Genomic DNA, 25,563 nt, shown 5'->3' with positions numbered 1-25,563 from the left:
CACTAAATGCTTAATCCAAGTTCCTCCATATGCTCTGCAATCTCTTCCATGTCGTCATAAACATTGCTTTCAAGCCATTTATCCTTACTCCAGATTTCTATTCTGCTTAGAACACCTACTAATACTACTTCTTTCTCTAATTCTGCAAATTCTCTTAATACGCTAGGTAATAAAATTCTTCCCTGCTTGTCTACTTCACAAGATGCAGCACCGGCAAGAAAAAAACGAGAGAACTGCCTTGCATTTTTATTTGTAAGTGGTAGTGTTCTTAGTTTTTCTTCAAAGGCTTGCCATTCCTTATTAGGGTATACAAAAAGACACCCATCTAGTCCCTTTGTTACAACAAATTCGTCTCCCAAAGCTTCTCTGAACTTAGATGGCATGATAAGTCTACCTTTTGCGTCAATTGTATGGTTGTATTCCCCCATAAACATATAGTGCACCTTCTTTCAAAATGGTCTGCCACTTTTTTACCATTTTGTACCACTATGTACCACTTTCCACCACTTATAGGTTAATTTTATATTACTTTAAGCAAAATATCAAGTACAAACTTGAAAAAGAAATAGTAAAAAAGTCCCATAAAACGCCATAAAAGCATTTTATAGGACTCTTTATTCATGAATAGTGAAACGATTGTGTTTCATTTTGTATTAAATAGGGATTTATATTTGTTTCTTTTCAATGAAATCATTTTAATACTTGGATTTATTTACCTACTAAAAGCATTTTTTTGGGGTTCTACCAGGTTAATATACTCTTCAATTAGCCTGTCCAATTCTACACTTTTTTCGTAGGTTCCTTTTTCATCCATATTATTAGCTACAAATGAATTCAATTGTCTTCTTGCCTCTTCAATTTTAATTTTCAAAGCTATAACGTTTTCCATCATCTACTCACCCTTTCTTATGAATTATTTACTTTTCTACGTTTTGAAATAATGAAAAAAATGGAAGCTAACACTGCTATTAACGATAGTAATTGCGATACAGGTATAGTAGTTTTTGCAATTAATAACTGGTCTGTTCTTAAAGCCTCAATCCATGAACGTCCTAACCCATATCCAGCAACATAAACTAAAAATACTTCTCCATTGAACTTTTTATACTTCTTATAAAACATAATAAGTAACAATACTCCACAATTCCAAAGTGATTCATAAAGAAATGTTGGATGTACCTGTATATAGTTAATTCCATTTGTAACTTGAACCATGAGTTCTTGCGTAATATCACCTGATCTTACATCAGAAATCGGAATTCTCATAGCCAGCAAGCCATTGGTATATCCCCCAAAAGCTTCTCGATTAAAAAAATTCCCCCACCTTCCTATTATTTGTCCTGACACCAGACCTATACATGAAGTATCTGCCATTTTCCAAAATTGAAGATGCCTTTTCTTAGAAAAAACAGACAAAGTGATAACTGCTCCTATAATACCCCCATAAATAGCCAGTCCACCTTGTCTTATATTGATAATCTTTAATATATCACCTTTATACATGTCCCAAGAAAAAGCTACATAATAAATTCTTGCTCCTAAAATTGAAAAAGCAATTGCATACAATGCAAAGTCTGTATAGTCCTCCACCCGCTGATTGGTTCTCTTCGCCTCTTTCTCAGTCATTATTATCCCTACCATAATACCTATTCCAATGATGATACCGTAGTAAGCCACGTCAAATCCAAAGACGGTTATGTACTTTCCCACGTTATTAAGCTCAATCCCTAGATTTGGAAACGAGATACTATATTGCTCCATAACTAATTTCTCCTCTATGCGAATGTTTTCGACTATATATTCATTTTAAACCTAAACCACTAAAAAATCAAACTTAAGAGGTTGATAATATTTTGCAATTTTCGACGATTCGTTGACAAAGTTGGATAAAATGTATGCAAAAATACCTGTTATTTTTCTTAGACGTTAAAACGAAATAGGATTACATCCCCGTCTTTTACTACATATTCCTTTCCTTCCAAGCCAACAAGACCTTTGTCTTTTGCTGCAGAATACGATCCACAATTTAGTAAATCTTGATAATTTACCACTTCTGCACGAATAAATCCTCTTTCAAAATCAGAGTGGATTTTTCCAGCCGCTCCTGGCGCCTTTGTTCCTTTTTTAATGGTCCACGCTCTTGTTTCATCTTCACCAGCTGTTAAATAGCTAATCAAACCAAGAAGGCTATAACTTGCTTTAATTAATTTTTCAAGTCCTGATTCTTTCAAACCAAGATCCTCTAAAAACATTTTCTTTTCTTCCTCATCAAGCTCAGAAATTTCTTGTTCAATTTTTGCACAAATCACAAATACTTCGCTATTCTCTGCCTTTGCATAATCTCTTACAGCACTTACATATTCATTGCTTTGTCCATCATCAGTAAGATCATCTTCTACTACATTTGCTGCAAAGATAACTGGCTTGTATGTTAAAAGATTATAAGAAGTTATGAAATCTTTTTCTTCCTCATCATTTACTTCAAAACTTTTTGCTAATTTCCCATCTTCTAAATGACTTTTAATTTTGTTCAAGAAATTAAGTTCTTTGGCAAGGGCTTTGTCATTTCTTGCTCCTTTACTCGTTTTAGCAATCCTTCTTTCTAATATTTCAATATCTGAAAAAATCAATTCTAAATTAATTGTTTCGATATCTCGTAATGGATTCACATTTCCATCCACATGAATCACATTGGTATCTTCAAAGCATCGAACCACATGAACAATCGCATCCACTTCACGTATATTAGATAAGAACTGATTACCTAGTCCTTCCCCCTTTGAAGCTCCCTTTACAAGCCCAGCTATGTCAACAAATTCTATCACAGCAGGTGTGACTTTTTTAGACGAGTACAAATTCCCTAGAAGGGTAAGTCTTTCATCTGGTACAGTTACGATTCCAATGTTTGGATCGATTGTACAAAATGGATAATTTGCAGACTCTGCTCCTGCTTTTGTTAAAGAATTAAATAACGTACTTTTTCCTACATTTGGTAAACCAACGATTCCTAATTTCATTTGATATTTCCTTTCTGCTTCTCATTCATCTCTTGATTGTATCATAATTAAAATCCCTGTATCAAACTCTATCCTTGCTGTTTCTTTTAATATTTCATTACTAACGCCAAATCCACCTGCATGGTTGGTTAGGGTATATTCATATAGAGGGTATTTAACGCCTGTTACCGTTAGTTTTGTTACTTCATTCGAAAGAGCAAGTAACGATAAGTAATTTCCAAACTGCTCTGATTTTTTCACCTCATATGAATCTTTTAATAACATAACCTTATTATTTTCATCAACCATATAGCATAGAATATTTTTTTCAAGCGGTATACAAAGACTTTGTATATTACCTAGCAAATGATCCACTCTGCTTCCAAATCCTCCAACGATTGCTATCTCTTTGCTACCAATCTGTACCGCATAGTAAAGTGCCATCTGCGTATCTGTATCATCTTTTTCAGGTTTAAATCTTTTTATTTCAATGTCAGTCTCTTCATATTTTTTCAACACACTCTCTTTTATCGAGTCAAAATCGCCCATCAAAACAGAAGGGATAATGTTTAATTGGTAACACATCTCTATCCCTTTATCCACACCAATGATCGTATCAAAATTATTTTCTTTCATAAAACTCAACAAAAAATTCTGATTTATTTTTCCACCCGAAATGATAAGTGTTTTCATGCTTTTTCATGCTCTTTCATAATTTGAATAAATGATTGGGTATTCTCTTTAATATCCCCGTTAAAGATGGCTGACCCCGCGACAATTACATTAGCGCCTGCCTGTATTATTTGACTTACATTACTAAGTGTGATGCCTCCATCTACCTGAATATCTGTATTCAGACCTTTTTTGTTTAACATCTCTCTAAGCGTAGACACCTTTTGAAGCATTCCATCAATAAAGACTTGTCCACCAAATCCTGGATTCACTGTCATAATTAATATCATATCTGCTAGCTCTAGAACGTAATCCAATGCGGATAATGGAGTGGCTGGATTCAATGCAATTCCTGCCTTGATTCCTTTTTGCTTGATATAATTGAGTGTTCTGTCAATGTGCTTACAAGCCTCAGCATGAATTGTAATGATGTCTGCACCAACTTCAACAAAGTCATCGATATATCTTTCAGGATTACTTACCATCAAGTGCACATCAAATACTTTATCGGTACAACTTCGAATCGATTGAATCACAGGCATACCAAGAGAAATACTTGGTACAAAATCTCCATCCATTACATCAATATGAATATACTGCGCTCCTCCTTGATCTGCCTTAATGATATCCTCGGATAGATTTTTAAAATCGGCCGCAAGAATTGACGGTGATAGTTTTAACATAGTTAGTATCTCCTTTTATCTTTTAGTTCATGAAACATTTCAACATAATTGTTATAGCGAATCTGACTGATTTTCCCCTCATCAAGTGCGTGTTTCACCATACATTTTGGTTCATTCACATGCATACATCCTTGGAATTTACATCCATCTTGATATTCTATAAACTCAGGAAAATAATCCTTTAATTCTTCTTTTTCTAAATCATCAATGTACAAAGAACTAAATCCAGGGGTATCCATAATATAGGTATTTTCTTCGATCCATATAAGCTCCGAGTGTCTTGTGGTATGTTTTCCGCGATCAATTTTCTCACTGATTGCACCTGTCTCCATCAATGCTTTTGGTTGAAGCACATTAATAAGAGAAGATTTACCAACTCCTGATGGTCCTGCGACAGCAGTTGTTCTTCCCTTGATTAATTCTCTTATTTTTTCCATCCCATCTTCGAATTTAGCACTTGTAAAAACAATATGATATCCACAACGAATATAGGTATCTTTTAACAATTCTAATTCCTTTTGTGTTGCAATGTCTTTTTTGTTAAAACAAATAATTGTTTTTACATTTTGTTTCTCCATCATAATAAGAAAGCGATCTAGCAAATTAAAATTGGGATTGGGCTTAGCAACAGCAAAAATCACCAATGCTTGATCAATATTTGCTACCGCTGGCCGAACCAATTCATTTTGTCGCTCTAAAACAGAAATGATGTTTCCTTTTTCTTCTTTTTCATCTAGGATATCGATAATTACATTATCTCCTACCAGTGGTTTTATTTTATTTTTTCGAAAGACACCTTTCGCTTTGCATTCATAGATTTTATTTGTTTTTGTGTGAACGTAATAAAAACCTGCTATTCCTTTTATTATTTTTCCTTCCATATAATCCTATTCCGAAAATGTAATGGTGAAAGTTCCATCCACCGCAACACCATCAATATACATCTTGACGGTTCCTGTTGTTACTCCACTTTCTCCTGTAATTTGACGTGTATAAGGAAATTCAGAGGAGGATACGTCTTCTTCCACTACCGTTTTTGTCTTTCCGTTTTGTGTCAAATCAAGCCTTAATGTACCCTCTGTAAATTCTTCTGGTAAATCTGACTTCTCAATCCGTATCGTTCCTATATATTGCTCATTCGAAGTATCTGTCTCTGGCCCCATACTTACTGTAAAATCAACTGCAGTGCCTTCATCGACTAAATCACCTTTTTTATATCCTTGTGTAACAACATAACCTTCTGCAATCTTTGCACTATAAACTGATGTTATTGTACCCACACTTAGGCCCGCTGATTTAATCGCTGACTTTGCCGCTGCTTCCGACATTTCTATAATATCTGGTACCTCTACTTCATTGATTTTTTTCCCTCTGCTTACTATCACTTTAACTTCGCTACCCTTTTTCACAGATGTCCCTGCACTCGGCGTTGTAGAAATCACATTTCCTTTTGCTACTGACTGACTGTAATCCTCATCTGTTGTAACCTTTAGTTCATATTGACTCTCAAGTGTTTTAATTGCCTGATTTGAGTCCTGCCCAGCTACGTCTGGCAATTCAAATGTTTTTTCTCCCGTACTAACGGTAACATTAATGGTAGTATTTTTATCTATCTTTTTTCCTTCTTCTACATCTTGAGCAATCACATAACCCGATTCATATATATCAGAATTTTCATATGAGGAATCTTTAATTCCAAGGCCAATTGCATTTAACTCCTTCTTCGCCTCTTCTAATGTTTTTCCCACTATCTTTATCATTTCAACTTGTTCTGTCGCTTCTTGCTCGGTTGTTTGCTTTACCTTATCTTTTTTTGATGCACTACTTCCAAAACCATTAAATACGCCTAGTGCTTTGGCCGCAATGTAAAGCGCAATACATGCAATAATAATAGCTGCAACAATTCCAAGAACATTCATAATCTTTTCCAAGGTAGGATTCATATCTTCTGAGTCTTCTAAGTCTTCTTCCTCATCCCCTTCTTCATATAATTCCTCATCCTCTTCGATTTTTTTTACAGGTATCTCTTTTTTTCTGTTATCATATCCTATCTTACCTGCTTCATTTTTAATCTTACCTCTTTCATCATCGGTAATCATAATTGTTTTTTCATAGTTTTCTTCTGGAACAATTTTTACAAAGTCTTCCTCGGGATTGATTAAAGATTGTTTCAAATCAGAAATTACTTCTGTCATATTAGTATAACGTCGGTCTGCTCTTTTTTGTGTACACTTAAATACAATCTTTTCCAAACTAATCGGAATTTCTGGAGAATATATCCGTGGTGAATCCATCTCATCTTGAATATGTTTAATCGCTACTGCAACCGTATTTTCTCCATCAAAAGGTACCCTTCCTGTAAGCATTTCATAAATGGTGATTCCAAGTGAATAGATATCACTTTTCTCATCACTGTAGCCGCCTCTTGCTTGTTCTGGTGACGTATAATGAACAGAGCCCATCACATTAGAAGAAATGGTATTGGAAGAAGCGGCTCTAGCGATACCAAAATCAGTTACTTTTACCTTTCCATCTCTTGATATGATAATATTTTGCGGTTTTATATCCCTATGAATGATGTGATTGTTATGTGCTGCTTCAATTCCCATCGACATCTGAATCGCAATACTAATTGCTTCTTTTACGGATAATTTACCTTTTTTATGGATATAATTTTTTAAGGTAATTCCCTCAACTAGCTCCATTACAATATAATGAATTCCTTCTTCTTCACCAACATCATAAACATTAACAATATTTGGATGTGCAAGTCCTGCCGCTGACTGTGCTTCAATTCTAAATTTGCTTACGAAGTTTTTATCATTGCTATATTCATTCTTTAAAACTTTAATAGCAACGAAACGATTTAATTTATGATCTTTTCCTTTATATACATCAGACATTCCGCCTGAACCAATTTGCTCTAATATTTCGTATCGGTCTCCAAGAAACATTCCAAGTCTTAACATATTTTCACCTCACTCACATATGGTTCAATTATTATAACTGCTATATTGTCCTTGCCACCATTTTTATTTGCTGTCTCAACTAACTTTTGTGCTTTTTGCTCTGGTGTTTTCTGATTTTTAATAATTTGGCATATCTCATTGTCATCTATCATATTCGTAAGACCATCAGAACACATTAAGATAGTATCTTCTTTTTCTAGTTTCATTTCAAAAAAATCAACTGAAATCTCCTCTGCTGCTCCAATCGCCCTTGTAATAATATTTTTATCTGGATGATTCTTGGCATCCTCACGTTCAATTTCACCTAATCTTATCATTTCTTCAACTAACGAATGGTCCTTCGTAATTTGTCTAATACCACTATTTATAATATAGAGTCGACTGTCACCGATATTTGCAATATAAATGTATTCCTTTACAATCGTTGCCACAACTAAAGTCGTTCCCATACCCATAAGCTCACTATTTTCATTTGCCTTTTGAAGCAATTGCATATTTGCCAGTTCAATGGATTGTCGCATGATTTTAATAGGATTTGTTTCTTCACTTGACTCAATTAATTTGATTAACTGCTTCACTGTATACTTAGAAGCGAAATCTCCGGCATTATGACCACCCATTCCGTCAGCTACTACAAACAGATTCGGAAGATTCCCCACTGGATTCTCAGATGTATATACATAGTCCTGATTCATATTTCTCTTTTGTCCAACATCCGTTATGGAAAACGTCTTCATAACTTTATAACTTCCTTTCTGCATTTCTATCTTGATAGCTTTTTCTTAACTGACCACAGGCACCATCAATATCTCTACCCATTTCTCTTCTAATAGTAACATTTATTTGGCATTTTTCAAGTTTATTTTTGAAATTGTCTATAACTTTTTTGTTGGATTGAACATAGTCCCTTTCTTTAATTGGGTTCACTGGAATGAGATTTACATGACAATTTACGTGCTTTACAAGCTTAATTAATTCTTCGGCATCTTCCTTCGTATCATTTACCCCGCCTACTAAGCTGTACTCAAAGGTAATTCTTCGTCCCGTTTGTTCAAAATAATAATTACAGGCATCAAGTACTTCTTCTAAACTATATTTATTTGCAATTGGCATTAATGCCTTTCTTTTTTCATCTGTTGTTGCATGTAAGGATAACGCTAATGTAATTTGTAACTTTTCTTCTGCAAGTTGTCTCATCCTTGGAACCAACCCACAAGTAGATACCGTTATATTTCTTTGGCTAATATTTAATCCGTTTTCATCTGATAGCATCTTGACAAATCGAATAAAATTATCATAATTGTCCATCGGTTCCCCTGTTCCCATAACCACAACATTGGAAACACGTTCACCTGCCATTCTTTGAATCACATAGATTTGGGATAACATTTCCGATGTGGTAAGATTTCGCTCTAATCCACCAATTGTGGAAGCGCAAAAACGACAACCCATTTTACAACCTACCTGCGAAGAAATACAGACCGAATTACCATGTTTGTATTTCATCAATACGCTTTCAATTACATTTCCATCTTGTAATTGAAATAAATATTTTTGTGTTCCATCCAGTTTCGATGTTTGTACTTCAATCGGGTTAACGGTTACAATTTGAAATGTATTTTTTAATTGTTCTTTTAATTCTTTTGATAGGTTTGTCATTTCGTCAAAATCATCTACTAGTTTTACATGTAACCAATCATAGATTTGCTTTGCACGAAACGCTTTATCTCCCATTAAACTTATTTGTTCTTTTAATTCATCTATACTCAATGATTTTATATCAGTTAACTCCATTTTCCCTCCCAGTATCCTTCTAAAAATTACTTTGCTTTTCTTAATTTGGCGATAAAAAATCCATCTGTATCAAAGAGACCTGGCAACAATTGAAGATATCCTTCTTTTACTGATTCAATTTGTAATGGCAAACTTAATTGATTTGTAAAATCTTCTAACTCAAATTCAAAGTTATTAATAAACCATTCTACATTATCCAAGTTTTCTTCTTTATTAATGGTACAGGTACTATAAATGAGAATGCCACCTGGTTTTACATAATCTTTGACTATCTGTAATATTTCTCTTTGCAGTTTCACTAGGTCATTTTGCTTTTGTGGTGTCATCTTATATTTGATATCCGTTTTTTTGCCAAGAACTCCAAGCCCTGAACATGGTAAATCTGCAATCAAAACGTCTGCTTTTTCTTTTGCCGTATCATCATAAACCGTCGCATCAAATTGCTTCGCCTCTATATTTTGAAAGCCAGTTCTTCCTATATTTTCTTGGATCAAAGCAATCTTTGCCTCAGTCAAATCTCTTGCCTGAACAAAACCAGTACCATTTAGTTTATCTGCTGCATGTAAGCTTTTTCCACCTGGTGCAGCACAAACATCAATCACATAATCATGCTCTTTTATTTGGGCTGCTTCTATTACAAGCATGGAACTAATATCTTGAATCTGAAAGAATCCTTTTTGAAACGCTTCAATCAAGTTGATTCTATTATATCCACTTATTTCAAAAGCATAGTTCAAGTACTTTGATGCCTCAACCTTAATATTTTCTTTTTCAAGTATTTCTTTTAATTCTTCTGGTGAAATCTTACTTAGATTGCATCGAATGGTAACGTTATTTTTATTAAAAAAACCTTCTAACATTTTCTTTACTTCAAAATATTCATATTCTTCTAACCATTTGTCAACAATCCATTTTGGCATCGAATACATAATCGATAGATACTCTGATTTTTCATTTTCTTCACTTGGATATGCAATTTTGTCTAGGTTTCTTGTAATATTTCTAAGTACACCGTTTACAAAACCTTTTAGATTATGAAATCCTTTCTTAGTCGCTAATTTCACTGCTTCATTGCATACCGCAGAGTCTGGCACACCGTCCATAAACTTCAATTGATAAACACTCATTCTTAAGATATTTCTTATCACAGGCTTCATTTTATTTACTTTTACTTTTGAAAATTGATTAATAATATAATCCAATAGAATGGTATTTTCTATCGTACCTTCTGATACTCTAGTCAAAAAAGCTCTTTCTTGTTTATCCAAGTACTGATATTTATCTAGTACATTACGTATAATAAGGTGACTGTATACATCACGTTCAGTCACCTCTAATAAAATACCTAGAATCAGTTCTCTTACATTTACTGATTTAGTCACGATTTCTTCCTCCAAATAATAAGACAAGTCGAAGCAGCTGTAAGATAGAAGCTGCTGCACTGGCTACATAAGTAAGCGCTGCTGCTGATAAAACCTTCTTGGTGTAACGAATTTCTTCTCCTCCAAGTATCCCCGTACTATCTAATACTGCTATGGCACGGCTTGAAGCATTAAACTCAACTGGCAAGGTTACAATCTGGAACAATACCGCCGCTGAAAACAAAATAATACCAATTGGAACTAAGGTTTCAAACGCACCAAGAATAAGTCCTAATACAATAACAGGCCATGCTAACATAGACCCAATATTTGCTACTGGAACCAGACTAGCGCGAAGTCTTAGTGGTACATAGTCCTTTTGATCTTGTATGGCATGACCACACTCATGCGCCGCTACTCCAATAGCCGCTACACTCATTGAGTTATAGACACTATCTGACAATCTTAGTACTTTATGTTTTGGATCATAGTGATCCGTAAGATTACCTGAAATATGCTGTATTGACACATCATAAATTCCTGCAGAATTTAATATTCTTTTAGCCGCATCAGCCCCAGTCATACCAGACATACTTCTAACCTTTGAATATTTATTAAAGGTACTATTTACCTTTGCGGAAGCTGCCAACGTTATAATAATTCCTAAAATTACCAATATATAAGTAGGATCGTAATACATACCATATCCATATCCTAATCCATACATAACAATTCCTCCTTTGAAATAATTTGTTAGATTATTATACACCATAATCTGGCTGAATCCATAATTTTCAAATATATTTCACAAATTAGTTGTCACTATTCTCCTAACTTCGTTCCGATTTCTAATTTAACTCCTCTTAAGAAATCTTCTATTAGCATACGCTTTTTCCCTTCTAATTGAAGTTCTAGAATCGATAACAATCCTTTTCCTGTCTGTATATGAAGAAAATCTTTTCCGATTGCAGAAATGGTTCCCGCCTCATACTTGCTATTATCATCTATTACTTTAGCTTTCCAAATTTTTATCGTTTTATGATTTAATTTACTATATGCACTTGGCCAAGGATTTAACCCTCTAATAAGTCGTTCAATTTCAATTGCAGACATTGTCCAATCGATGTTGCCGATTGATTTATTCAGAATTTTAACGTAATTTGACAAGCTATCGTCTTGCTTTTCAAATACAGCTGTGTTATCTTCTAGTTTCTTTAAGGTTTCTACACAAAGCTTAGCACCCGCTACCATTAACTTATCATGAAGACTTCCACCTGTCTCCTCTTCTGCTATTGGAACAACGGTCTTCATTATCATATCACCTGTATCGATTCCAACATCCATTCGTTGGGTTGTAACACCCGTTTCCTTTTCACCATCAATCACAACCCATTGAATTGGTGCCGCTCCACGATATTTTGGTAAAAGAGATGCATGAACGTTAATACAACCATACTTTGGTATATCTAATATTTCTTTTGTTAAAATCTGACCAAAAGCTATCACTACGATAACATCAGGATTCAAATCCTTTAAAATTGCAACAAATTCAGGTTCTCTTACCTTGATTGGCTGGTAAACAAGAATACCATGCTTTAATGCTGCTTCTTTTACTGCAGGATATTGTACCGCTTTTCCTCTTCCTTTTGGTTTATCTGGCTGTGTTACAACCGCCAAAATCTCATGCCCTGCTTCAATCAACTTTTCTAAAGTCTCCACTGAAAATTCAGGTGTCCCCATAAATACAATCTTCACACTATTCCTCCTCGTCGGCTGTTACATCATGTAAATCACCTTCGACGATATCGACATACATAACACCGTCCAAATGGTCGCACTCATGACAAATCGCTCTTGCAAGTAACTCGGTTCCTTCCAGTTCAAATTCTTTCATATTAATATCTAAGGCTTTCACCTTTACATAATTTGGTCTTGTCACAATCCCAGCTTTTCCAGGTACGCTTAAACAGCCTTCATCTCCTGTCTGCTCTCCAGAAGTCTCAAGAATCACAGGGTTAATTAATACAATTGGATTATCATCCGTATCAATAACAACAATACGCTTTAAGACTCCAACCTGAGGTGCCGCAAGTCCAACACCATAAGCCTCATACATCGTATCAAACATATCATCAATTAGTTCTTTGATTCTTGGTGTCATTTCTGTAACTTCTCTACATTTTTTTCTTAGACAATCGTCTCCCATTACTCTAATTTTTCTAATCGCCATATCTTTTTCTCCATTCTAGTATGTGTTCATTGGATTAAAATCAAACTGAACATTTACATTTTTATACTTATCATTCATATCTATATATTGTTCCATGCTATTTTTCACTTGAATCAGCGTTTCATATTTTTTTTGTTTGATATAAATAACTTTTTTGTAGATGTTATTTACTTTTGCAATCGTGCAATCACTTGGTCCTATCACAACTGTATTTGATAACTGCATTTCATCCATTCGTTTTTTTAGTAACCAGGCTCCTTGCTGTGCCAATTCTTCTTTATCAGAAGAAATCAATATCGCAAGCATATTGGAAACCGGAGGATACCCTGCAATGCCTCGATAAGAAATCTCTTGTTCGTAAAACTCTTTATAGTTTTGATTACGAGAGGAGGTAATACTATAATGCTTCGGACTGTAGGTTTGTATGACTACTTCTCCTTTTTTTTCTCCTCTTCCTGCTCTTCCTGCGGCCTGTGTTAACAGCTGAAAGGTTCTCTCTGATGCATGATAATCATTCGAATAAAGTGACAAATCTGCCGCCAATACTCCCACTAAAGTCACATTAGGAAAATCATGCCCTTTTACAATCATTTGAGTTCCAATTAAAATATCAGCTTCTCCATTTGCAAAGGCAGATAAAATCTTTTCATGACCATCTTTTGACTTCGTGGTGTCCATATCCATACGAAGGACTTTTGCCTGTGGATATTCTTTTTGCACAATCTCTTCTATTTGTTGTGTACCCGCTCGAAAGCCTCCAATATACTTAGACCCACATGTTGGACACTGTTTTACCATTTTTTCGTCATATCCACAATAATGGCAAATTAACTTTCCATTATTGTGTGCCGATAATGAGACATCGCAATTTGGGCATTTCATTACGTGACCACAAGCTCTGCAAGAAACAAAGCCTGCATATCCCCTCCGATTGATAAATAACATGATTTGTTCTTTTTTATCCAAACGATCTTGTATACATTCTCTTAATCTTATACTTAGAATAGAACGATTTCCTGCCTTTAACTCGTCACGCAAATCAACTATTTCTACAGTTGGTAGTGCACTATCACTTGTTCTCTTATTTAGGCTATAAAGTTCATATTCACCCTCTAATGCTTTGTAATAAGAATCAATAGAAGGTGTCGCAGACCCAAGAACAACGCTTGCCCCAGACATTCTTGCTCGTTCAATCGCTGTTTCTCTCGCATGATATTTAGGAACTGTTTCACTTTTATAGCTACCTTCATGCTCCTCATCTATAATAATAAAACCCAAATTGGAGAATGGCGTAAACAGTGCGGAGCGAGGCCCTATCATGACATCCAATTCACCATTTTTTGCTCTCTCAAATTGGTCGTATCTTTCTCCGCTTGATAACTTTGAATTGATTATGGATACTCGACTTCCAAAATGTTTATAAAAACGCATGACGGTCTGATACGTCAAAGATATTTCGGGTATAAGAACAATCGCTTGCTTTCCATTGTTAACCGCTTCCTGAATCAAATGAATATAGACTTCCGTCTTTCCACTCCCAGTTATTCCATGTATCAAATACGTTTTCTTCTTTTTATTATTAAAATCGTCTACGATTGAATCGACAATATATTGTTGTTCTTTATTTAATGTAATCTTTAAGTCATCTTTTTGATTAGCCAAAACTGGATTTCTATATATTTTAGTGGATTCAATTTTAACTATTTCTTGCTCAACAAATGCCTTAATAACGCTAGATGAGATATGAAGCTGACTTGTTGCTAATTCATAATCTAGTTCTTTTGTTCTTATTAATTCTCTTAGCAATCGTTCTCTTGCCTTATTTTTCTTTTTTATATATAACTCTAACTGTTCATTGGCTTTTTGATCCTCTAAGAGAAGGACAAGACTTCTTTTTTCTTTTGACTTAATCTTTTGTTTGACAGGGATAACCGTTTTTAAAGCTTGAATCATAGTACCACCATAATTTTCTTTAATCCACCCTGCAAGCGCAATTAAATGTGATTCAATCTGCATGCTGTTTTTTGATATCTGAAAGACTTGTTTCATCTTGTCAATATCAAATGCAGGTACATCGGTTATCTCAAGTACATAGCCTTTTATCATTCGATTCCCATTACCAAATGGAATCAAAACTTCCATACCTGCATGTATTTGTTCTTTCATTTCTTCCGGAATGATATACTGAAATGTTCTATCTAATTTTTCATGAGAAATATCAATAATGATATTAGCAAACATGAATTTACCTACTCTTTCTTTCCTCTAGTATTTCGTTAATAATAACTCGTTCGTCCATAGGATACTTTTTACCTTTAATCTCTTGGTAATCTTCATGCCCTTTTCCCGCCAAGACAATGACATCTCCCTTTTGACCATGATCAATGACATACGCAATCGCTTCTTTTCGATCTATAATTTCTATAAAGTCACCTTGTGTCTTTGCTAATCCAATCTTAATATCATCTATAATTACCTGTGGCTCTTCATCTCTTGGATTATCAGACGTTATAACAGTCAAATCAGCAAGTCTTCCTGACACTTCTCCCATTTCATAACGCCTTAATTTGGAGCGATTTCCTCCACAGCCAAATAAACATACCAGACGCTTTGGATTATATTCTTTTAAGGTAGTCAAAAGGCTCTCAAGGCTCATTGCATTGTGAGCATAATCAATCATTAACGTAAAGTCGTTTGATACTTGAATCATTTCAATTCTTCCTTTTACTTTTGCAACCTTTAAAGCCTTTTGAATGGTTTGAATATCTGCATGAAAATGTCTGCAAATTGCTATCGCTGTCAAAGAGTTATAAACACTAAATTTCCCTGGAACATCGATTTCTACCTCAAAATCTATCAATCCTGACACATGATAAGTTACACCAAGATATCCAGGTTCTGAAACCAACCTGGTATTGGTTGCCCTAATATCAGCACCTTCGGAAAAACCAAACGTTTCAATTGCACAGGTATGACCTTCTATTACGTCTTTTGCATGTTTATCATCTATATTCACAATACCTGTCTTACATTGTTGAAATAACATACCCTTACATGCCATATATTCTTCAAAGCTTGCATGTTCATTTGGTCCGATATGGTCAGGCTCAATATTGGTAAAGATCCCAAACTCAAATAAAAATCCTGCAACACGATGCATCATGAGTCCTTGTGAAGATACTTCCATAACCGCTATATCACAACCTGCTTCTAGCATTTTATAGAAATATTCCTGTAAGATATAACTTTCTGGTGTCGTATTATTAGCTGGTATTTTTTCTTCTCCAATGATTGCTTCTATCGTCCCAATTAGTCCTACTTTATGCCCTGCACTTTCAAGTATTGATTTCACCATATAAGTAGTTGTTGTCTTTCCTTTTGTACCAGTTATACCAATTACTTTTAATTTATCTGCTGGATAATCAAAGTAAGTAGCTGACATAATCGCCATTGCTTTTCTTACATTTTCAACTTTAATGATTGTGACATGTGAAGGAACGACTACTTCTTTTTCTATTACTAGTATAGTTGCTCCTTTTAATACTGCTTCCTCAGCAAATGTGTGACCATCTACAACCGTTCCTGGAATGCAAAAAAACAAGCAATCTTTTTCAACTTTTCGTGAATCATATATAATTTTATCTACTTCTACATCAATTGTACCTTGCATACATTGATAATCTACTTGCTCAAGTAATTTCTTTAAATACGCCACTTTCATTCCTCCTAATTCCATGCAATGATAGTCTTTATGCTATCTTAGCCAGAATTTAACCATATCTATTAGAATACCATATCTAGTAAAATCATGCAAATATAAATACGATACACTCCTTCTTTGACAAAGATGTACTATAGACAAAAAACCAAATCCAGCATCAAAATGGATTTGGTTTTTATTATGTCTATCTAGAAAAAGCTACTATATATCGCTCCTTCAAAATATGTGTTACTATAATTTGCTTTATTTGTGTATGTATTGGATTTAAGAGCTTCTACTAACGCGTTGCCTTTTATTTTAGCTGCTTTTGTTGATACATTAGCGGCATAGGAACTCGCCCCTTGAAACAATGTCTTTATTTTATTGATATCTGCCTTCTTAAAAGCCTCTTCGTCAATGGTTAACTTATTATTACTACCTACTGTAATTCCAATATCCTTCAACAGATTCTTATTTGACTTTGAAAGCCTTGTCAAGGATAACGTTGACTTTAATATTGACTTAGATTCTGCTTTCGCCCCTTCATGAATCATTGTATTGTAGTCATTTACAAAGCTATTTGCTGCTTTATAAATTCGATCCATATCATAGCTTCCTTCTGTTGCTTTAAATAAGGATTTACTTCCCTTTGCACTTAATGCATCTGCCGAACTTGAAAGAGATAAAGCCGCATTATGTATCTTTGCAATCGTCTTTGAAGAATCTAAGCTGGTTGAGATGGATGTATTCAAATCTTTCGAATCCGACTTATCATAATATGCTTTTAATAACTTCTTATAACTACCATTTTTAACACTTGCATAGTCACGTAGAATCGTACTTGTCGAATCATAGGGACTGTTAGAAGAATAATTATGAAAGCTATAATTTGCCATTTGATTAACTGTTGCCATAAAATCACTCCTTTGATCTGTTTGGGCGTCCATGCCTACAATCGTAACATAAAATCTATTATACTTGTATTTTACCAGATATTTCTTTGCAAAACAATGCCTTTATTCGCATTATAGCTTATCTTTCTCTTTCGTCCTTTTCTAACAATCGTTTATAATTTTTATCCATAAAAATCGCTCCAAAAGGTGCTGTAATCAGTATGGATACTACTGCTACTGTTAGTACTTGCTGACCGCAAGCTAACCCAAGCGCAAGTGGAATACCTCCTATCGCTGCCTGAACGGTTGCCTTTGGAGTGTATGCCACCATACAAAATATTCTTTCCTTCATTTTTAAACTTGTTTTTATCAGGCATACAAACACACCTAGCATCCTTAAAATCAACGCTCCTATGACCACAATAACTGCAAACATACCTGATTTCATAGCGTAATTTAAATCTAGTGTTGCTCCGACTAAAACAAATAGCAATATTTCTGCCGCGACCCAAAGCTTATTATATTTTGACGATAAACGTTTTGCCAAAACCCGATAGCTTTGATATATGGTTATCCCCATGCTCATAATAGCAAGCAAGCCCGACATAGGTACAACCCCTTCTAGTCTGGTCTCACATTCCAACAATAAAAATGAAACACTTAATATTATGATAACTTTTACAGAATCTCTTATGTGAATAAACTTAAAAAATTTAACAAGTAACAGTCCAGCTACGATTCCAGCACAAATTCCAACAAAGATAGAAATAGGAATTTGAATAAAATTCATTGCACTTACTTCTTTGCCCGTAGCCAATGATGTTAGTGCTGTGAAAATAACAATAACAAATACATCATCCACGGATGCACCTGCCATAATAAGTTGCGGTATACTATGTTTCTTTCCATATCCTTTTTCAATCAGTTGAATCATTCTTGGAACAACAACAGCTGGCGATACAGCGGCAATCACACTACCCATGATAGCCGCATCTAGCACACTCATACTTAGCACTTTCGTTCCTATTACGATAACTCCTGCAATTTCAAAACATGCTGGTACAAAGCACATCAGTATTGCAGGTCTTCCTACTCTTTTTAAATCGGTGATGTCTAATGTAAGCCCTGCTCTTGTCAAAATTATGACCAATGCAATTCTTCTTAAATCTGCCGCAATCATCAAAATAGATTGATCGATTAAATTCAGCGCAAATGGACTGATTATAATTCCTGTGATAATCATCCCTAACAAACTTGGTAATTTTAGTTTATTAAAAATTGCACCTAACAATAATCCCAATAAAAATATAATTGCTAAACTAGATAACATTTTAATTCCGCCTTTCTTCTTTGTATAAAAAAAGCCGATGACTCTATGATATTAACAACAAAAGCAAAGTCAAACTTGCCCGTTGTTATAGTATCACAGAAGTCATCAGCATCTATACGTCAATACGTATAACCAGTTACATTCTGGTTGCGGTTTGGGTTAATACCTCTGGGAGAACTTCATTCCCATGATTAATTATTCACTTCTTTTTACCAATCTTTTTCTCATTACATACCACAATGGTCCTGTAATACAAATTGAAGAAAATGTACCATAAACAATTCCTACAATTAGTGGTAATGCAAACTCTTTAATTGCACTCACACCGAAGATGTATAAAACAACTATAGTTATAAATGTGGTAAGGTTTGTATATATACTTCTTGTTAATGTTTGAGAAATACTTGTATTCACAATCATTTCCAAACCATCTTTCTTCTCCGACATAACTACCAAGTTCTCTCTTATTCTATCAAATATTACGATTGTAGCATTAATTGAATATCCAACAATTGTAAGCATACACGCAATAAATGTTCCACCAACAGAAATTCTTGATATGATATAAAACGTCAATACTGCAAGTACATCATTAATCAAAACGATAACTGCACTTGAAGCAAATCGTATATCTTTAAATCGAAACCAAATATAAATCAAGATGCAAATGGTTGATATTATTACTGCTATAATCGCATCGCTCTTCATTTCAGAACTAATGGTTGAACTAATACTTTCTGCTGTTACTAGCCCTTCATCAATGCCAAATTCCTCGACAAGTTTGTTATTTAAAGTTTCTCTCTCTTCTCTTGACAACTCTCTTGTCTTAATAATAACCTGATTGGTGCCACTTACTTTCTGCGTTAATATTGCGGCATCATTCGTTACAGATTCCACCACAGGTTTAACGGTATCATCAATCTCTTTTAAAGACAAATCTTCATTAAATGTTACATTTGTTGATGTACCTCCAACAAATTCAAGACTGTAATTAAAAACACCTTTTCCTTGCGCTTGATTCATTACCATAAAGCCAAATCCAGTAAGTACTACCAAGATTCCAATAGCAAAACAGATTGTTTTTTTACTCAAAAAATTAATAACTTTTCTTCCTTTTTGAATACCGTAGTATTTTACATCTTGTAGACCAATTGCATAAAGTGCTTTTATAATATATTTGGAAACAAATAAGGCTGTAAACATGGATAAAATAACACCAATTGCCAAAGTTTGTGCAAAGCCTTTCACTGTTCCAGTTCCCTTTAATCCAAGTATCAATGCAGATATCAATGTTGTAACATTTCCATCCACAATAGCTGACATTGCCTTTTTAAATCCTACATCAATTGCAGAACCAACTGATTTACCACTTGCAATCTCTTCTTTTACACGTGCGTAGATAATAACGTTGGCATCTAACGCCATACCAATTGATAGAACAATACCTGCAATACCTGGAAGAGTTAACGTGATATCAAAAGCATTTAATACTACCAACTCCAATGCAACATAAAAAATCAACGAAATTCCTGCTGCAAAACCAGGCAATAAATATACCACACACATAAATAAAATAACAAGAACTAAACCTATCGCTCCAGCTTTCAAACTACTCTGGATTGCTTCTTGACCAAGTCTTGCTCCAACTACATTTGAGCGAAGCTCTTCCAGTTCTACTTTTAAAGAACCGATTCGAATCGTGGAAGCTAATTTCTCTGCTGCTTCAAAGCTTTCCATTCCTGTAATGGATGCTTGTCCACCCGTTATCGTCGTTTGAACAGTCGGAGAACTAATAATCTCACCATCAAAAACGATTGGAATCTGTTTGTTTAAATTAGCCGCTGTTGCATCTGCAAATTTCTGGGCACCTTCATCTGTTAATGTCAAAGAAACAACATACTCTTTGTTTCCCATATTATCTTGTGTAATCTGCGCTTCTGCTGTAGATATATCAGTGCCATCTACTAATACCTTACCTGTTGTATCTTGAAACTGTAGTGATCCGGGTTTACCAAGCTCCGCTAATATCGTATTGGCATCGGATACTCCAGGTATTTCAACATTAATTCTGTCATCACCTTCTTGGTATACCTCTGACTCTGTACTATAAGTTTCAACACGCTGTTGAAGTCTACGTATGGTATCTGCCATTTGCTCTGCTGTAGGAGTCTCTCCAACTGCCTGATAGGTAATACTTACTCCACCAGCTAAATCAAGTCCTAAATTAATATTTTTTGCTGAACCCGTATGTGTTTTTCCAATACCAAATGCAGCCGTATAACTTAATCCTACAATAACTAAAATAATAATAGCAAGAACCAATCCACCTTTGTTTTTCTTCATTGCTTCCCTTCTCTCTTTTTATTCTGCTAATGCGGCCTTAATCATAATCGCGCATTCTACTCGTTTTCTTTGAAGATCACAACCAATATCATATACATCCGTGATAGAACCATGGAACTTATTTGAGTTTGCGGCGCAACCTCCACTACAATAGAATCTTGCAAAACATTCTTTACATTTGTCCTTTGCATATACGTTGCAAAGCTTAAATTCATCACGAATTTCTGTTTTTGTGATACCATCGTCTACGTTACCCATTAAAAATCCATCTTCGCCTACAAATTGATGGCATGGGTAAAAGTCTCCCCAAGGAGTAACTGCCAAATATTCTGTTCCTGAACCACATCCAGATAAGCGTTTGGCAACACAAGGTCCACCCTCTAAATCTATCATAAAATGGAAGAAATTAAAACCTTTTCCTTCTTTTTCTCTTTGAATCATTTCCCTTGCTAGTTTATCGTATTCGTCATAGATTCGTGGAATATCTTCCTTTTTAATAGCGTATTCTTCATCCTCTAGTGCAACCACTGGCTCAACCGATATCTGCTTAAATCCTAAATCAGCCAAATGTAATACATCTTTCGCAAAATCAAGGTTATGATGGGTAAACGTTCCCCTTACATAATAATTGTTTTGATTTCTGCTTTCTGCTGTTTTTATGAACTTTGGAAGAATTAATTCATAACTTCCTTTACCATTTCTAGAAGGTCTCATGAAGTCATGAATTTCTTTTCTTCCATCTATACTTAAAACAACGTTACTCATTTCCTTATTTGCAAATTCAAGGATGTCATCGTTTAATAACACACCATTGGTTGTTAAGGTAAAACGAAACTTCTTATCATAATTTTTTTCTAGTTCTCTTCCATAATGAACAAGGTCTTTTACTACTTGCCAGTTCATAAGTGGTTCTCCACCAAAAAAATCCACTTCTAGATTTCTTCTGTTTCCAGAATTGGCAATTAAAAAGTCTAATGCTTTTTTACCAACTTCATAACTCATTATGGCTCGTCTTCCATGATATTCTCCCTCTTCTGCAAAGCAATACTTGCAGGCTAGATTACAATCATGTGCGATATGAAGACATAAAGCCTTGACTACCGTCTTTCTCTTTTTAAAATCCATGATATATTCTTTATATATATCTTTCGTAAAGAGGGATTCATCTTCTATTAATTCCTTAATATCACTTATCGCCTCTTTTATTTCTTCACTATTATAGTGTTCTTCTAATTGACTGATTATTTCTTTTTCAGAAGCACTGTTTTGTATGTATTCTAAAACATCTTCAGAAGCCGTTTCAATCAATAATGCAATAATATCATAGACTACGTCATCTACCACGTGAATGGCACCACTGGCAATATCTAGCACGATATTATAGCCATTATTTTTATATTGATGAACCACGCTTAAGTTCTCCTTTCAATGCAAGCCTTCGCCTGCGATAATACCCTAAATGAGTGTGCCTTGAATTAAAAATCCAAAGCACACTCATATAACCTATTCTACCTATGTAGAAATAATGCATTAAAAGAAATCTCTTCTAATACTTATTTATTTTCGCAACTCTGATTTCCTACTGTACATGAAGTCTTACAAGCAGATTGACATGAAGTCTGACACTCACCACAACCACCTTTTTTTAATGTACTTTTAAGGTTTTTTGTATTCAATGTTTTAATGTGTTTCATTGCATTTTACCTCCTTCATATATTGGCTTTCGCCATATCTTGGTTATTATATCACACCTGTTTTATTTTTAAAAGCATTTTATTCATTAGAATTATAATCAGATATTTTCCTTTATTCAATTACTTCAATTCGTATCCTAGCCTCTTCTTTTATGATTCCATCATCCATACATATCATGCACTCATGTAACCCTATTTGATCTTTTCTTGGCTTCCAACTTAAGACATTACTTTCGCTTGAAAAAGATGCACCATCAGGCAAGTTACAAATTGAGACAATGACTTTACTATCCACTCCATTTACAACATAATCTTTATTCGTAACAGCTTCATTGTAAATAAACCCGTCTGTTTCTTCTAAAGTAGTTTCATAGGATGGATTACGCACTTCTATCTTAAGATTTAACACATCACCAACTTTAACCATCTGTCTTTCTTTTGTAATTAAGAAAGGCCGAAAAACCGTTTGTGGCAACGGATAATCTTTTGTTTCTATTTGATAGGTATATCCATTTTCAGGAGTTGGTACTGTTTCATAAGTATAATATTGGTCTGGTGGTGTTCCTGGTGCAGGTGCATTGACAACAAACTCCTCTACCTCCAAATCAGATTCTATTATATTTAAATCCGAGACACTCGTAGAAAAATATTGTTCATTTAATACATATTCAAAATTGGTGTGGCGCTTGTAATGATTGGTTACTTTTGCAACACCAGCTACCCCCTTTGAAGTTTGTACCTCCATTTTTTCCATTGTAACATTTGCTGCATGATCTAGAACAATTGCATGCCTTTCATCTTCTACTTTGTATGAAAGTTTAATATTAGATAGAGTAAGTCCCTTTACATGTCTTGCGTATATACCATAAGCAGGAAGTATTCCCCAATTACTTGGTTCTGGATACACCTCTGGTAATTCTGGAACATTGTAAGGATCGTCTTTCCATGAATTCGTCTTCGCATCCCACTCAACCCTTGGAAGCAATCCTTCTGCTTTTAAAAAGAAGGTATTTACAAGCCATGGAAGTGTCTGAATGGAACTTTTTGTTTCATACTGTGTGTACTTCCAATTTGTGTTTAACTGTCTTTGCTCTACTGCATGCTCCATTTTTAAACCACCACGATATTCTACTTCAATGTCACGAATCAGCACATGTTCAATCGGTGCATCTACAAGCCCCATTAAAAGGATTGGATATCTTGGATCTGCATTGGTTACTTTGATATTACTGATTTCGATATGATGTACCTTTGGTAACTTACTATCCCCTACCGCATTCGCATAATAGCAAAGTTGATCTTTTGGTATCTCTTTCGATAAATCTGCAATATATTCACCTATTTGCTCATCATAGGTCTTAAGATAGAACTTACCATTTATTTCTTCAATGTTTCCCATATTGATCTTTGTCGGATTTGTTTGATTTACAATCTGAAACTGTGAATGTCCATCTACCGACACACTTTGACTTCTATCATAAGAAGGAATAAATCTTTTCGCTTTATAACATGAATAATCTTTCGTATTTGGCAACACCCAATTCGTATTATCAACTCTTACATTTCCTTCTTCTGCATGTACTACTTCTTTTTTGCTATTTCCTGTGACTGGAAATCTTCCTCGTTCTCCAGCTCGGATAAAGATAGGTGAACTGCTAACATTATCCATAACACTATCCGTAAATATAATATTACTTAAGTCCGATATATCAACTGCTTCTAAAGCAAATCCTCTGGATCGTTCAAACTTTACTCTTCGTATTGTTACAGTATCATACCCACAGGTAGACTCCGTTCCTAATTTCACTCTGGCTGTTGGACCACAGCGATCCGTTGCAATCAACTTATCCTTCGTATATGCTTTCGCATAAACACTCCCAGCATCATAGCCGCTTACCGTACAATCTTCAATTAAAACATTTTTGGTTGGCATAAAAATACCTGCTCCAAAGGAAGCCTTTAATACCAATGCATCATCTGTAAGAGAATTAAAAACACTATTTATCACCGTCACATTTTCACAACAATCTATATCAAAAGCATCTCTGGTTGTATCTACCAGTATATGGTCTGCCAAAAGATTGTTCACTCCTTCTGCAATGATTGCAAAGTGACCTCCAATAAGAATCGAAAAATCTTTTAAAACCACATTTTTACACATAACTAAGGCAATCGCTTTATTACCAAACCACTCTCCAATGTGTCCTCTTTCATTTCTCATTGGCTGGTCAAAGGGATCTCCACCTTGTAAAATATACTCACGAAATCCTGTCTCTTCATCAATACAACTTCCATTGATTAGTCCTTCACCATAGATCATAATATTTTCTAGGTTTTCGCCATAAATTAAACTATTTGCAAAGTAAGTATGTCCGTGGTCTTGCAATCCTGCATAGCGATTTATCTCTGGTTCGTCATAATTACCACCTTCACCTTTTTGCTTTTGATAGGACTTTGTTATTTCTGTTTTCGCCGCTCTTAAATTAGCACCTTTTGCTAGATACAAATTTACATTACTTTTTAATTTTATTGTATATGTTTTAAATTCACCCTCTGGAATCATAACCGTTGCGCCACCCATGGAATTCGCCATGCTTATCGCCTCGTTAATTGCTTTTGTATTCGTTACTGGATCTATCCCTATTCCAGCACCAAAATCAATGACATTGAGTGTTTTTTCTTTATATAAATCAGCATATGTTATCGTTGCACCAGTTGCTTGCTTTATATTCATCTTCTACCTCCGATAAAAGGATTTGAATCATTTTTGTTTTCCTTGTTTATAATAGATTATCATGTTTTATTTTTATTTTCTACTGAATTTTTGTTTTTTCTTATTGTTTTTTGTTGATTTGTTTTGTATTATAGGATTGATAATGAACTACAGAAACGGAGGCT

22 protein-coding genes and 1 riboswitch are annotated in these 25,563 nt (G+C 34.6%); all 22 genes read right to left on the bottom strand.

Translation table 11 applies throughout. The annotated features are described in order from the left end of the window. Nucleotides 1-2 precede the first annotated feature (2 nt). Entirely contained in the window at nucleotides 3-434 is a 432-nt protein-coding gene (gene mraZ, locus F7O84_RS02520; RefSeq protein WP_151141542.1) for a division/cell wall cluster transcriptional repressor MraZ, read from the bottom strand. A 278-nt stretch (nucleotides 435-712) separates the two neighbouring features. Beyond that, complete coding sequence (locus F7O84_RS02515) at nucleotides 713-889, bottom strand: aspartyl-phosphate phosphatase Spo0E family protein (RefSeq protein WP_151141539.1); 177 nt, start codon at nucleotides 887-889, stop codon at nucleotides 713-715. Between the two features lie 17 nt (nucleotides 890-906). Continuing rightward, entirely contained in the window at nucleotides 907-1,761 is an 855-nt protein-coding gene (gene lgt, locus F7O84_RS02510) for a prolipoprotein diacylglyceryl transferase (RefSeq protein ID WP_151141536.1), read from the bottom strand. A 158-nt stretch (nucleotides 1,762-1,919) separates the two neighbouring features. Next, nucleotides 1,920-3,017, bottom strand: a complete 1,098-nt coding sequence (ychF, locus tag F7O84_RS02505) for a redox-regulated ATPase YchF (protein ID WP_151141533.1) — start codon at nucleotides 3,015-3,017, stop codon at nucleotides 1,920-1,922. Nucleotides 3,018-3,038: 21 nt separating this feature from the next. Further along, nucleotides 3,039-3,689 (bottom strand): thiamine diphosphokinase, encoded by a 651-nt coding sequence (locus F7O84_RS02500; RefSeq protein WP_151141530.1) that lies wholly within the window; start codon nucleotides 3,687-3,689, stop codon nucleotides 3,039-3,041. Further along, nucleotides 3,686-4,351: a ribulose-phosphate 3-epimerase gene (gene rpe, locus F7O84_RS02495; protein WP_151141527.1), complete on the bottom strand. Its 666-nt coding sequence runs from the start codon at nucleotides 4,349-4,351 to the stop codon at nucleotides 3,686-3,688. The genes F7O84_RS02500 and rpe overlap by 4 nt, the downstream gene beginning before the upstream one ends. A gap of 2 nt (nucleotides 4,352-4,353) precedes the next feature. Continuing rightward, complete coding sequence (gene rsgA, locus F7O84_RS02490; protein ID WP_151141524.1) at nucleotides 4,354-5,232, bottom strand: ribosome small subunit-dependent GTPase A; 879 nt, start codon at nucleotides 5,230-5,232, stop codon at nucleotides 4,354-4,356. Between the two features lie 6 nt (nucleotides 5,233-5,238). Then, nucleotides 5,239-7,320: a Stk1 family PASTA domain-containing Ser/Thr kinase gene (pknB, locus tag F7O84_RS02485; protein WP_151141521.1), complete on the bottom strand. Its 2,082-nt coding sequence runs from the start codon at nucleotides 7,318-7,320 to the stop codon at nucleotides 5,239-5,241. Further along, on the bottom strand, nucleotides 7,314-8,057 hold the full coding sequence (locus F7O84_RS02480) for a Stp1/IreP family PP2C-type Ser/Thr phosphatase (protein WP_151141518.1): 744 nt from the start codon (nucleotides 8,055-8,057) through the stop codon (nucleotides 7,314-7,316). Before F7O84_RS02480 ends, pknB begins: the two co-directional genes overlap by 7 nt. Nucleotides 8,058-8,061: 4 nt before the next feature. After that, nucleotides 8,062-9,114: a dual-specificity RNA methyltransferase RlmN gene (rlmN, locus tag F7O84_RS02475; protein ID WP_151141515.1), complete on the bottom strand. Its 1,053-nt coding sequence runs from the start codon at nucleotides 9,112-9,114 to the stop codon at nucleotides 8,062-8,064. A gap of 26 nt (nucleotides 9,115-9,140) precedes the next feature. Beyond that, complete coding sequence (rsmB, locus tag F7O84_RS02470) at nucleotides 9,141-10,496, bottom strand: 16S rRNA (cytosine(967)-C(5))-methyltransferase RsmB (RefSeq protein WP_151141513.1); 1,356 nt, start codon at nucleotides 10,494-10,496, stop codon at nucleotides 9,141-9,143. Further along, on the bottom strand, nucleotides 10,489-11,202 hold the full coding sequence (locus F7O84_RS02465) for a zinc metallopeptidase (protein WP_151141510.1): 714 nt from the start codon (nucleotides 11,200-11,202) through the stop codon (nucleotides 10,489-10,491). The genes rsmB and F7O84_RS02465 overlap by 8 nt, the downstream gene beginning before the upstream one ends. 95 nt (nucleotides 11,203-11,297) lie before the next feature. Beyond that, complete coding sequence (gene fmt, locus F7O84_RS02460) at nucleotides 11,298-12,230, bottom strand: methionyl-tRNA formyltransferase (protein ID WP_151141507.1); 933 nt, start codon at nucleotides 12,228-12,230, stop codon at nucleotides 11,298-11,300. A gap of 1 nt (nucleotide 12,231) precedes the next feature. Then, nucleotides 12,232-12,705, bottom strand: coding sequence for a peptide deformylase (gene def, locus F7O84_RS02455; RefSeq protein ID WP_151141504.1), 474 nt, complete (start codon nucleotides 12,703-12,705; stop codon nucleotides 12,232-12,234). A gap of 15 nt (nucleotides 12,706-12,720) precedes the next feature. Beyond that, the gene (priA, locus tag F7O84_RS02450) at nucleotides 12,721-14,946 is read right to left on the bottom strand and encodes a replication restart helicase PriA (protein WP_151141501.1); all 2,226 of its coding nucleotides are present in this window, start codon (nucleotides 14,944-14,946) and stop codon (nucleotides 12,721-12,723) included. A gap of 4 nt (nucleotides 14,947-14,950) precedes the next feature. Continuing rightward, nucleotides 14,951-16,426, bottom strand: coding sequence for a UDP-N-acetylmuramoyl-L-alanyl-D-glutamate--2,6-diaminopimelate ligase (locus F7O84_RS02445; protein ID WP_151141498.1), 1,476 nt, complete (start codon nucleotides 16,424-16,426; stop codon nucleotides 14,951-14,953). 188 nt (nucleotides 16,427-16,614) lie between these two features. Then, nucleotides 16,615-17,319, bottom strand: a complete 705-nt coding sequence (locus F7O84_RS02440) for a hypothetical protein (RefSeq protein ID WP_151141495.1) — start codon at nucleotides 17,317-17,319, stop codon at nucleotides 16,615-16,617. Between the two features lie 118 nt (nucleotides 17,320-17,437). After that, nucleotides 17,438-18,628, bottom strand: a complete 1,191-nt coding sequence (locus tag F7O84_RS02435; protein ID WP_151141492.1) for a cation:proton antiporter — start codon at nucleotides 18,626-18,628, stop codon at nucleotides 17,438-17,440. Nucleotides 18,629-18,717: 89 nt separating this feature from the next. Further along, nucleotides 18,718-18,824, bottom strand: a riboswitch (Fluoride riboswitch). Next, complete coding sequence (gene secD / locus F7O84_RS02430) at nucleotides 18,824-20,971, bottom strand: protein translocase subunit SecD (RefSeq protein WP_151141489.1); 2,148 nt, start codon at nucleotides 20,969-20,971, stop codon at nucleotides 18,824-18,826. Its footprint overlaps the riboswitch before it by 1 nt. Nucleotides 20,972-20,989: 18 nt before the next feature. Next, on the bottom strand, nucleotides 20,990-22,381 hold the full coding sequence (gene scfB / locus F7O84_RS02425) for a thioether cross-link-forming SCIFF peptide maturase (protein ID WP_151141486.1): 1,392 nt from the start codon (nucleotides 22,379-22,381) through the stop codon (nucleotides 20,990-20,992). A gap of 143 nt (nucleotides 22,382-22,524) precedes the next feature. Then, on the bottom strand, nucleotides 22,525-22,665 hold the full coding sequence (gene scfA / locus F7O84_RS02420) for a six-cysteine ranthipeptide SCIFF (RefSeq protein WP_151141483.1): 141 nt from the start codon (nucleotides 22,663-22,665) through the stop codon (nucleotides 22,525-22,527). 112 nt (nucleotides 22,666-22,777) lie between these two features. Beyond that, the gene (locus F7O84_RS02415; RefSeq protein ID WP_151141480.1) at nucleotides 22,778-25,399 is read right to left on the bottom strand and encodes a glycoside hydrolase family 28 protein; all 2,622 of its coding nucleotides are present in this window, start codon (nucleotides 25,397-25,399) and stop codon (nucleotides 22,778-22,780) included. Nucleotides 25,400-25,563 lie beyond the last annotated feature (164 nt).

Source organism: Candidatus Galacturonatibacter soehngenii (genome assembly GCF_008830185.1).
GTDB lineage: Bacteria > Bacillota > Clostridia > Lachnospirales > Lachnospiraceae > Lachnotalea > Lachnotalea soehngenii.
This window is presented reverse-complemented; position numbering and strand designations above follow the sequence as displayed.